Source organism: Streptomyces sp. KR55 (assembly GCF_052245645.1).
GTDB lineage: Bacteria > Actinomycetota > Actinomycetes > Streptomycetales > Streptomycetaceae > Streptomyces > Streptomyces flavusporus.
This window is the reverse complement of sequence record NZ_JBQQCE010000357.1, coordinates 1-10,335: the sequence shown is the minus strand read 5'-3', so window position 1 is coordinate 10,335 and position 10,335 is coordinate 1. Positions and strand designations below refer to the sequence as shown.

Sequence of the window (10,335 nt, the reverse complement as noted above, 5' to 3'; positions counted from 1 at the left end):
ACCCGCTCCCGCTTTTCCTGCTCCTTGGGCGTCAGCCCGCCCCCATGCGCGTACCGCATGACGACGTCGTACCGCAGCGATCAAGAACCGTCACGGGCCACCGGACTCCGCGAGTTCAACCTGAGTAAAGGGACCATAAGACACGTTAGGCCCCTCTGAACTGCCTCTTCGCAGTTCAGAGGCGGGCCTTGAGCGTCTCTTCGTGGCTCAGGGAGCCAATCCGGGAGCCACGGCGCAGAAATCAGTCTGCGTCCGGCGTCTCTCCCCCCACCGCATCGTCGTCATCTCGAAAGATGTCGTCCATGGCTTCAGCTCCCTCTGAGATGACAGGGCGCAACTGCTTGCGGTAGACCCTCTCGGTCGTTCCGCTACCGTTGTGCCGACAAGCCGTGCGATGACCTCGATCGGGATTCCGTGGTCTGACAGCAGGGACACAAAGCTTGTCCGCGTCTCGCGCGTAGTCCACTCCTCCGGGTTCTCGAATCCAGCCTCCTTGAGGAGCGCTCTGAAGTTCCGGCGCACGTTCAAAGCGCTGCGGAGTTCACCTGTCTCCGTCGGGAAGACAAGACTCTCCTCGGTCCACTCCTTCCCAGCAGCCGTACAGGCAGCCCGCTGACGTCGCTTGTGAGCCCTCATGACGAGGGCGGCTTGTCGGGGCATGGCGAGCGACCGCCGGCTCTTCCGAGTCTTCGTGTCGCCGTGCCCGCGTACGGAACGCCAGACATCCACGTGGGGCTTGTCCTTGCCTGAGTTTCCAAGGTGAACGTGCACCCAGGTCAAGGGCCGCGCCTCCTCGGGGCGGACTCCTACGAGCAGGGACAGAACCACGTAGGCGTGGATCCAACTGCCTTCCTTCGCGCGAAGAACAGCCTCAGCCTGCTCTAAGGAGAGCGACTTACTCGGCCGCCCTGCTCGTCCCTCTGGCACCTCCACCAGTTCGGCAACGTTACGGACAGCCTTTCCTCTCCTCTGAGCGTGGCTGATCGACCGCCGAAGGGCTGAGTGAACCATCCTCAGGGACTGGGTCGCCAGAACCTCGGCCTCGGCCTCCAACCACTCATCCAGATCGTCGGCTTCAAGGTCACGCAGCTTTGCTCTGTGCCGAGCTGAGGGATGATGTGGTTCTCTGCCAGGCTCTTGTAGGTATCGACGCTCGTTACTTCCCTGCCCTTAAGTCCTTGAGCAAGCCAGTCGTTGACAGCTTGCTCAACGCTGTAGTTGGCAGGCGCTTTGCCCCCGTTGGCCAGCTCCTTCTTCAACTCGCGCAGCTTCTGGCGAACCTCAGCCTTCGTCTTGCCTGAGGCCTTCGGACGATTGCGCTTTCCGGCGGGGGTGTAGCCCAGGGATACCGCACCGATGTGAGTAATTGTCAAGACTTGTGGATCTGGGAGTGCCGCGGTGGCGATGCGGCCATCCGTAGTCTTCGATGTTGAGGCTTGGGGCAGGATTCGCCGTCCGGATGGTGTGGCTAGGGTGGTGTGATCCATGCGGTGATGTCGGCGTTGCGCGAGTGGACGAGCTCGGAGAGCACGACCGAGGTGGTGGTATCGCCGAGGGTGGTGAGCTCCTCGATCACCTCCTCGAGGTGTCGAGCGTCGCGGACAGCGATCGCGAGCTCGTAGCAGTTGTCGCCGGTGAGGTGTACACAGGACAGGACATGTCCGGTCGCGAGCAGACGTTCTCGTAGCTGGCTTGCGTCTCGGCTGGACCGGTACTGGGGGCGCAGCGCAACACGTGCCTGCAGGCTCAGCCCGAGCCGAGCGAGATCCAGCTGCGCGCCGTACCCCTGAATCACGCCACTGTCCTCAAGTCGGCGGATCCGCTCGGCGACTGCGGGTCGGCTCAGACTCACTCGGCGGCCGAGTTCTGTATGGCTGATCCGGGCATTGTGCATCAGCTCGCGGATGATCTTCAGGTCAGTGGAGTCAACGACCGGCGCTTCGGCGGCAGACACGATGAAAGGCCTCCGGATCGATCTGCGAGAAACCGTGATGCCTGCACTATGGCATGTCTTGCGCTCGGCTGGACACTTAGTGTTTCGATCATGAAGGCAACTGTTCTGCAGGGCGTCGGCGACGTCCGGCTGATCGACGTACCCGACCCGGTGATCTGCGAACCCACCGACGCACTGGTGCGCGTGCAATTGGCCGCCGTCTGCGGGTCCGACCTGTGGCCCTACCGCGGCCGGGAAGAATTCCAGTCCGGCGACCGGATGGGCCATGAGTGGATCGGGACTGTCGAGGAGACAGGCCCAGAGGTCACGCGCCTGCGGCGGGGAGATCTCGTGGTGGCACCGTTCGCATTCGCCGACGGCACCTGCCCGGCATGCCTCGATGGCATCCACACTTCCTGCCGCCGCGGTGGGTTTTGGGGCGGCTCCAACGGCGGCGGCCAGGCTGAGGCAGTCCGGGTCCCGTTTGCCGACGCGACCTTGGTTCCTGTCCGCGCCGATGTCGACGATGACCTCGCGCGCAGGCTGCTGCCGCTCACCGACGTCATGGTCACAGGCCACCACGCCAACGTCCTGGCGGGTGTGACCCGTGGCGCAACCGTCGTTGTGATCGGTGACGGCGCGGTCGGCCTGTGCGCTGTCCTGGCCGCCCGACGGGCCGGAGCCGAACGCATCCTCACTGTGGGCCACCACCCCGACCGCGCTCTTCTTGCCCAGCGCTTCGGCGCCACGGAGACCTTCCTCGGTGACGCCACGGAGATTGCTGAGCTCATCGTCGAGCTCACCGGCGGCGGCGCAGCTTCCGTGGCCGAATGTGTCGGGAGCCAGTCCGCTCTCGACCTCGCCTTGGCGGTTACCCGTCCCGGCGGCACCATCGGCTCGGTAGGAGTGCCCAACGGCGTCACCCAAGTGGATCTCTACCGCTTCTTCCGCGCCAACATCGCCCTACGGGCAGGAGTCGCGCCGGTCCGGGCCTATCTCGACGCGCTTATCGCCGACGTTCTTGGCGGAACGCTCGATCCGTCGCCAGTCTTCACCATCGACGTCACGCTGCCCGACATCGCCGACGCCTACCGCGCCATGGACCAACGCCGAGCGATCAAGGCCCTGGTACGGCCCACCATGAACTGATCTGAGCCACGGCACACTTCGGTCGGAGGAAGGAATTCCCAGCAATGGGCAATATTCGTTGATTCAGCTGAGGTTGTTTCAAGCGGCGGTGAGCTCGGAGTGTTCGACGAGCTGGCCGCGTTCGAAGCGGGCTCCGGCGCGGACGAGGGCGACGAGGTGAGGTGCGTTCACGGCTCGCCAGCGGGCCTGGGCGGACTCGACGAGCTTGAAGACCATGGCAAGCGCGGCGGCGGCACTGCCGGCGCCCTTGGTGACCTTGGTCCGCAGCCGTACCGTCGCGAAGGTCGATTCGATGGGATTCGTCGTGCGCAGATGGATCCAGTGCTCGGCCGGGAAGTCGTAGAACGCCAGCAGCTCGTCGACGTCTTCGGTGATCTTCTTAACGACCTTGGGCCACTTCGCGCCGTACGCCTTCTCGAACGCGGCGACGGCCTTGACCGCGTGCTCGCGGTCCTCGGCGTTGTAGATGTCCTGCAGCGCCTTGCGGGCGCCGGGCTGGGCCGATGTCGGCAGGGCGTTGAGGACATTGGCCGTTTTATGAACCCAGCACCACTGATGGCGGGTGTCGGGGAACACCTCGGCCAGGGCCTTCCAGAAGCCGAGTGCGCCGTCGCCGACCGCGAGGATGGGAGCGCGCATCCCGCGTCGGGCAGCGTCGCGGAGCAGGTCGGCCCAGGACTCGGCGGACTCGCGGTAGCCGTCGGCCATCGCGATCAGCTCCTTGGTGCCGTCCGCACGCACGCCCATGACGACCAGGACGCAGGACTTGGCCTCCGCGAGGCGGATGCGCAGGTGGATGCCGTCGGCCCAGACGTAGACGTAGTCGGACCCGCTCAGATCGCGCTCGCCGAAGGCTTTGTGGTCGGCCTGCCGCTGCTGAGTGAGCCGGGTGACGGTAGCGGGCGAGAGGCCGGCCGAGCTGCCGAGGAACTGCTCGAGAGCGGGCACGAAGTCGCCCGAGGATAGGCCGTGGAGGTAGAGCAGCGGCAGCACCTCGCTGACCTTCGGGACTTGCGGCACCAGGGCGGCAGGATCGCCGAGGCAAACCGCTTCCGTTCCCCGGTCGCCTCGTCGACTCGCCTGTCGTTCACCCGCGGGGCCTTGACCTCGACCACCCCGGCTGCGGTGGTGACCTTACGCGGCTGGTGGTAGCCGTTGCGCACGACCAGCCGACGGCCCATTTCGTCCCGCTGATCAGCCAACTCCGCTATATAGGCGTTGACTTCGGCCTCCAGAGCGGCGGCAAGCATCCGCCGCGCGCCCTCACGGACGATCTCGTCGATCAGGGAGCCATTCGGGGTGCTGCCATCGGCATTGACTACGCTGAGCACGGGCGTGCTTTCCCGACCCGCTCTGCGAACGCGGGCCTACTCGGTGACCTTCAATCGATCACTCGGGAAGGTACGCCCTTCGCGTGCTCTCCGAGCCCCGATCCACAGGTCATGAGCATTGCTCCCGACACATCCCGATGACGACCCACCTCGGCTGCAACACCCGGGGAACGCTCCCCTTGCGTTAGCCCCCACCGCGCACCTGCCCCCAACCGGCCAGCAGACCGCGGTTGCCCGCACCGCAGTCAACATCTGCCGGGACTAAGCCGGGCACGGGCGACCGCATCCCTCCCGCAAGCGGCGCCCCCGCTCGTCTGCCACAGGGAAAATGTGGCACCTGAGATGCCGGCACAGCCGGGCGGGCCTGCTCGCCGCCCGGCGATGGGATCGGAGAGATCTCCTCGTGCGGGGGGGGTGACCGCCCTCCGTGAATGGTACCGGCGCCCGGGCAGGGAGCGCCGTCTGCCGAGACAAGGTCGCGACCAGGCAATTGGCCCCCGCGCGGCCCGCCGTCCCGGAACCGGCGGGCCAGCGCCACGAAAGGCGCCGTCGCGGGGTAAGCGGAACCTACGCCACCGCTAGCCAAAACGGAAGACCCCTGTTCTCCGCAGCGGTCGGGCCGCCCATGCGTGGGCGGCTGGGCCGGGGCCTCAGCACAGTTCTCCGGGCTCGTACGTCACTACCCTCCGGGCCTGGCTGTCCCACACCCAGACCGGCGACTCACGCCACAGCCTCGGGTAGTCCTCCAGCGGCTGCGCGTACGGATTGCCGTTGGGCCCAGGCAACGGATCGCCCGTTGAGCCGTCCACCCACGCGGTGGCCACCTTCTGCGGCCGCCACCCAGCATCTGCAACGAGAATTACCGCCAGGCCCGCGATGTGGATAGTCCCCTTATCCAGCGGGAGTCGCCATTCCCGCTCATGCATCCAGGAGACACGTTCGTCTGTGCGCACCGCCCAGTGCCCCAGCTTCGCTCGCTGAAATCGCGCCTGCACGTGAGGCGGTACGTACGCCACTGAGCCACCGCCTAGCTTGTTGAGCACTTTCCTGGTGGTGACCAAGGCCCACGGAGTGAACGCCCGAACTGGATGAGGTGGTCCAGGTGTTCCGGAGGACTCTCGGAGAAGCACACACAGGGCGTGCCCGATGCGCCAGGATCCGCAGCATCGAGGGGCGCGAAGCTGTGAGGACTGTAAATCCGCCCCGGATGCTTGGAGAGGTCTCCATTCGATCCGGGGCGGATCGCCTGTGTCGTGCAAGCCCCTTGGCTTACCTCCGGCGCTGACTCAGCGGTGCTGCAGTTGGAGTACTAGCTAGCGCGAGATAAGGTGCGCTGCACCGTGCTCGGAGGGTCCCAGGGGCCGACAGTGACATCCCGCCCGGCCGCGTTCGCGACGCTGGGCTGTACGGCCAGGTTGTCGGAATTGAACTGGCCGAGCTCAAGGCGAGTTCGGCAGGTCTGTCACTTCCCTCCACCGAGACTGAGGGATTTGCCCCTGTGCCGGGGCGGGACACACGAGGGTTTGACCCCCACCGTCGCAGTGCAGGGTGTAGACGTCACCATCCAAGGTGATGATTTTGTAGAACGCGTCACTCCCGTTGGCGTCAACCGAGACGTCGCAGACTGGGGAGTCGACGGGGAAGCCGCTGATGAGGCTGAGGTCGGTCCAGCCGGGGGCGTTGGCCGGGCCTGAGGTGATGAGCGTGTTCTCCGGGTTAGTGACGTCGCGTCTACCGGCGAACGGCACCCCTTCGTTGAGCGCAGCGAGATACTGCTCATTGCCGTTGGGCTGCGTCGAGTCGACGGCGGGGCCGCACGCGGTCACGGGTGGAGGCGGAGGCTTGGGACCCCCGTTGCCGGGCGACACAGCGGCGCGTGGGGTTGCGCTCCGCTCCGTTGCCACGGCGGGGATGGCCGCGCCGGCCGCCATCACAACCGCGAGCGAGACGAGCATGCCGGTCTTCCTGATGCTGTCTTGCGCCAGTGGCCCGAGCAGAGCAGTCCTTCTGAACTTAGGACTCATGTACGTGCTCCTTGCATCGATTTCGGGGGCTTCCCCGTAGTCGAGTGCGAGCTTGGCCTGCGCACGCCGGATCGCTGAGCACCCTCGATCGAGACACGCTCAATATCATTAAATCGGACTAATAGGACCCTGGTGCCCCTTTTCCGATCTTGGGGGTGAGACTCGAGCGCTGACCGGGGGTCCACGCGTCTCCGGGTCGCTGGCTCAGCGTCTCACCGGTCCGGCAGAGCACGGATTCGAGGACCAGACGCCAGACGAAGCCCTGATCACGTCCTGTGGGGTCCGCGTGGGGCGGGAAGCCGCGCGACAAGGAAAAGCGCCTGGTCAGGGCGAACCGTGAGCGCGGTCTGTAAAGCCGCTCCTTGTTGTCAGCAGGGGGCCAGAGGTGGCGGCGGGATGCCAGACGTGCAGGGCACAATGCATCCCATGGATGCGGGGGAGATAGCCCTTGTGGGAGCAGTTGGTGCTGTGATCGGCGCTGCTCTGGGAGCCTTGGGGGCCTTAGGGGCAGCGCGGACGAACGGTCGATCGACGCGTCAAGCACAGCATGAACAGCGGGTGTGGCAAGGGCGCCACGATGCCTACGCAGCCTTCACCGAAGCCACGACCGAGTACGTGAGTGCCGTACGTGCAGCCCAAGAGCATTTTCGCGAGCATGAGCCTCCCAGCGCTCGCTTGCGGGAGCTTCTCGACGCAGCGGAGCCTCTTCAGCTACCAATGGAGAAGGCGCTCGCACGCGTGGAAGTCGTAGGCCCCTCTGACGTTGCCTCAGCTGCGTCAAGTGCTGCATCTGGATACATCAGTTGGGCCCAAAGCCTCTTGGGAGTAGGGCGGGTGATCGTCTCACCTCCACGTGTGCCTCCGCCACCACCGGTCCCTCTACCAAGTGGGGAGTTCCTGTACCGGTGGATGGCGGGCAATCAGAAGTACGACCTCTTCCGTGTGTTGGCAAGTCGAGTTCTAGAGTCGGCTGACAGCTATAGCGGCGCGCCTTGACGTCGGGTCGCGCGAGGGTACGCACGGCACACCTCCGACACGCTGCGGACCTCTGAACAAGCCTACGGGCACTTTGCGCAGGTCAAGCAACGTTCTCGAGGTGATCGGTGCAATCACTCCGGAGCCATGTGCCCAGGTATAGCGAGGCGAGACACACAGCGCCACCGGGAGCCAATCTGGGAGCCAACCGGGGCGTCCTGCTGCGGACGAACCCGGACTGTCACGGACTGTCGCACGGCACAGCCACAGGTGAGCTGGGCGGTTCCTCCCCCTCTTCCTGAGCCCTCGGTTAGTCCTGCCTTAAAGGGACCATAAGGATCTCCATCAGCCGCTTCCAGCAGGCGATTTCACGGCTTCTCGGGGCTAGCTTCTGATCAGCCCCCACGGGATCCCCCCGGGATTCACCCCAGTGACCGTTACGAGGAGCTCCCCCATGCCCGCACGCCGCAAGGCCGCCGCAACCGTCGCCGCCGTCGGCATCACCCCGCTCGCCCTGACCGCCCTGTCCGCCGCCCCCGCGTCCGCGCACGGTTCGATGGGCGACCCGGTGAGCCGGGTCTCGCAGTGTTACGCGGAGGGCCCCGAGAGCCCCCGGTCGGACGCCTGCAAGGCGGCGGTCGCGGCCGGCGGCACCCAGGCGCTCTACGACTGGAACGGCATACGCATCGGCGACGCGAACGGCCGCCACCAGGAGCTGATCCCCGACGGCAAGCTGTGCAGCGCGAACAACGACGAGTTCAAGGGCCTCGACCTGGCCCGCGCCGACTGGCCCGCGACCGCCGTGAGCAGCGGCTCGTACACCTTCAAGTACCGCGTGACCGCCCCGCACAAGGGCACCTTCAAGGTGTACCTCACCAAGCCGGGTTACGACCCGTCCCAGCCGCTCGCCTGGAACGACCTGGACCTGGCCGACCCAGTGGCGACGGCCACCGACCCGGCCCCCGTGGGCGGCTTCTACACGTTCTCCGGCACGCTCCCCGAGCGTGCCGGCAAGCATCTGCTGTACGCCGTCTGGCAGCGCTCGGACAGCCCGGAGGCGTTCTACTCCTGCTCGGACGTCACCTTCGGCGGCGGCAGCAGCGAGGAGAGCGGCACGGCGAACGCCGGCGGCACCGACGCCTCACCGGCGCCCACCGCGTCCGCCCCCTCCGAGGAGCAGATCGAGGCCGGTACCGACGAGTCGACCGTCGAGAACCACGGCCACGGCGACAACGACGCCGGCACGTCGGCGGAACCAGCCGCAGCGGCCGGCACGCCCGCGGCCAACCAGCCCAAGGCCGCCGGTTCCACCGAGAACCTCGCCGAGACCGGCGGCGACAGCAGCACGCCGTACATCGCCGTCGCCGGCGCGGCCGCGCTGGCGCTCGGCTCGGCGGCCCTGTTCGCGTCGGTACGACGGCGGGCGGTGGGCGGCGGCCGGCCCGGCCGCTGAACCGGACTCCGGGGTCTGACCGGCGGCTCAGGCCGGTCAGACCCCGGCGATGGCCGGGTGCGGGTCAACTGAACACCGACGCACAGGTAGTGGGCTTCGCCCGCGCAGGATCCAGGGAGTTGGCCACCTCATGGAAGGCGATCCGGTCGAACAGCCCGATCGCCAGGTGCTCGGAGAGGTCGACCGGGCACAGGTCCTGGAGCAGGACGTTGCGTACGTTCGCCCCGTCCAGGTACTGGCTGCGGTACGGCGTGGCCACCTGGTCGTACTTGGTGGCGATAACCGTGTACCGGACGCCGGGCACGGTGTCACCGCCCTCGTTGAGCTTGGTGAGGAAGGCGGAACCGGGGATCTGGTCGGCGAGGCCGGGGGTCGCGGTGGAGAGCAGCTCCTCGGCGCCCGGGAAGTACGGCAGCAGATGGGTGAGCCCACTGAGGCCGGCCCCGTGATTGTCGGGCGCGAGGCCTATGAGGGCGTTCACCTCGGCTGCTCCGCCGAGGAACTTCAGGTAGTAGCGGGGCATCATGCCGCCCTGTGAGTGACCGACGAGGTCGGCCTCGGCGGCGCCGGTCGCGGCGAGCACCTTGTCGACGAACGCGTCGAGTTGCTCTGCCGACTTGTCGATCGGACCGAGACCGTGGAAGAACGGGACGCCCGGCAGTTGGCCGTAGTCGAGCGAGAAGACGCAGTAGCCGCGCCGGGTCAGATACGGGGCGAGGCCCAACCAGTTGTCGACGGAGTTGCCGAAGGTGCCGTGCACCAGGACGACGGGGCGGGGGTGAGTGGCGGACGGCTTGCAGGAGTAGTCGTTCCAGCCACTGTCCGAGGTCACAGTGGCGTCGGCCGCGTGAGCGGCGGTGGCGGCGGGGAGGGCGGCGACCGCGGCGGTCAGCAGCAGCGCGGCCGCCGATCTGACCACTCGTTTCCAGGGCAGCATCGGGTGATCTCCTTGCGGCTCAAGGGAGGTGCGATGGCCTTACGCCCTGTGATCCGGATCACGAGGATGCTGTTCACTCGTCAAGTTACGGACGAGTAGTTCAAGTGGGAAGTTACGCGTCAGTAAAAACTTCCGGTGATAACCAGTCACCTGGAGGGGCGCATGGGGCCTTTGGGCGCGAGACGCAGCAACCGGCGGTGCAGTGCGCGGACTTCAGCCTCCCCCACCAGCCCACTCCACTCGCGCACAACGTCCGCAGCCGCCTCCTCCGCGGCCCGCGTACAGGCCCACCCGCGCTCGGTCAGCACGACGAGCCGGGCACGCGCGTCCTCCGGATGCGGCCGCCGCTCGACGTACCCCTTGCGCACGAGCTCGTCCACGAGCTGGCTGGCAGCCTGCTTGGTGACCCCCAGGTGAGCAGCGAGGTCGGTCACCGTCGCACCGTCCGGCGCGAGCCGGGCGAACGCGAACCCGTACGCCGGCCGCCCTTCGAATCCGCGGGCGACGACACCGTCGTTGATGCGCTTGGTCAG

The 10,335-nt window shown here is 66.8% G+C and carries 9 protein-coding genes and 1 pseudogene; 2 read left to right on the top strand and 8 right to left on the bottom strand.

The genetic code is table 11. The features are described 5' to 3' along the window. Nucleotides 1–207 precede the first annotated feature (207 nt). Genes ACTWQJ_RS37275 through ACTWQJ_RS37265 form a run of 3 tightly spaced genes read right to left on the bottom strand, consistent with a single transcriptional unit; the run spans nucleotide 208 to nucleotide 1,954 of the window. Nucleotides 208–1,053: a site-specific integrase gene (locus ACTWQJ_RS37275; RefSeq protein WP_443310875.1), complete on the bottom strand. Its 846-nt coding sequence runs from the start codon at nucleotides 1,051–1,053 to the stop codon at nucleotides 208–210. Next, a complete protein-coding gene (locus ACTWQJ_RS37270) occupies nucleotides 1,014–1,487 on the bottom strand; it encodes a hypothetical protein (RefSeq protein ID WP_443310874.1) in 474 nt (157 codons plus the stop codon). The genes ACTWQJ_RS37275 and ACTWQJ_RS37270 overlap by 40 nt, the downstream gene beginning before the upstream one ends. Next, complete coding sequence (locus ACTWQJ_RS37265) at nucleotides 1,469–1,954, bottom strand: Lrp/AsnC family transcriptional regulator (protein WP_443310873.1); 486 nt, start codon at nucleotides 1,952–1,954, stop codon at nucleotides 1,469–1,471. The genes ACTWQJ_RS37270 and ACTWQJ_RS37265 overlap by 19 nt, the downstream gene beginning before the upstream one ends. 90 nt (nucleotides 1,955–2,044) lie before the next feature. Here ACTWQJ_RS37265 and ACTWQJ_RS37260 point away from each other — a divergent pair, with 90 nt between their 5' ends. Beyond that, nucleotides 2,045–3,082: an alcohol dehydrogenase catalytic domain-containing protein gene (locus ACTWQJ_RS37260; RefSeq protein ID WP_443310876.1), complete on the top strand. Its 1,038-nt coding sequence runs from the start codon at nucleotides 2,045–2,047 to the stop codon at nucleotides 3,080–3,082. A 78-nt stretch (nucleotides 3,083–3,160) separates the two neighbouring features. On the opposite strand, the pseudogene ACTWQJ_RS37255 reads toward ACTWQJ_RS37260, so the two are convergent. The 3 genes and pseudogenes from ACTWQJ_RS37255 to ACTWQJ_RS37245 all read right to left on the bottom strand — a co-directional run bounded on the left by ACTWQJ_RS37255 (nucleotide 3,161) and on the right by ACTWQJ_RS37245 (nucleotide 6,437). Then, nucleotides 3,161–4,413: pseudogene (locus ACTWQJ_RS37255) on the bottom strand (IS256 family transposase). Between the two features lie 650 nt (nucleotides 4,414–5,063). Then, a complete protein-coding gene (locus tag ACTWQJ_RS37250) occupies nucleotides 5,064–5,222 on the bottom strand; it encodes a hypothetical protein (RefSeq protein ID WP_443310872.1) in 159 nt (52 codons plus the stop codon). Between the two features lie 630 nt (nucleotides 5,223–5,852). Next, the gene (locus ACTWQJ_RS37245; protein WP_443310871.1) at nucleotides 5,853–6,437 is read right to left on the bottom strand and encodes a hypothetical protein; all 585 of its coding nucleotides are present in this window, start codon (nucleotides 6,435–6,437) and stop codon (nucleotides 5,853–5,855) included. A 1,429-nt stretch (nucleotides 6,438–7,866) separates the two neighbouring features. Here ACTWQJ_RS37245 and ACTWQJ_RS37240 point away from each other — a divergent pair. Next, nucleotides 7,867–8,865 carry a lytic polysaccharide monooxygenase auxiliary activity family 9 protein gene (locus ACTWQJ_RS37240; RefSeq protein ID WP_443310870.1) on the top strand — a complete coding sequence of 333 codons (999 nt, stop codon included), beginning with the start codon at nucleotides 7,867–7,869 and terminating at the stop codon, nucleotides 8,863–8,865. Nucleotides 8,866–8,929: 64 nt separating this feature from the next. Here ACTWQJ_RS37240 and ACTWQJ_RS37235 read toward each other — a convergent pair whose 3' ends face one another. Further along, a complete protein-coding gene (locus tag ACTWQJ_RS37235) occupies nucleotides 8,930–9,802 on the bottom strand; it encodes an esterase/lipase family protein (RefSeq protein ID WP_443310869.1) in 873 nt (290 codons plus the stop codon). Nucleotides 9,803–9,948: 146 nt separating this feature from the next. Then, a partial coding sequence (locus ACTWQJ_RS37230; RefSeq protein WP_443310868.1) for a MarR family winged helix-turn-helix transcriptional regulator occupies nucleotides 9,949–10,335 on the bottom strand: 387 nt, incomplete at its 5' end.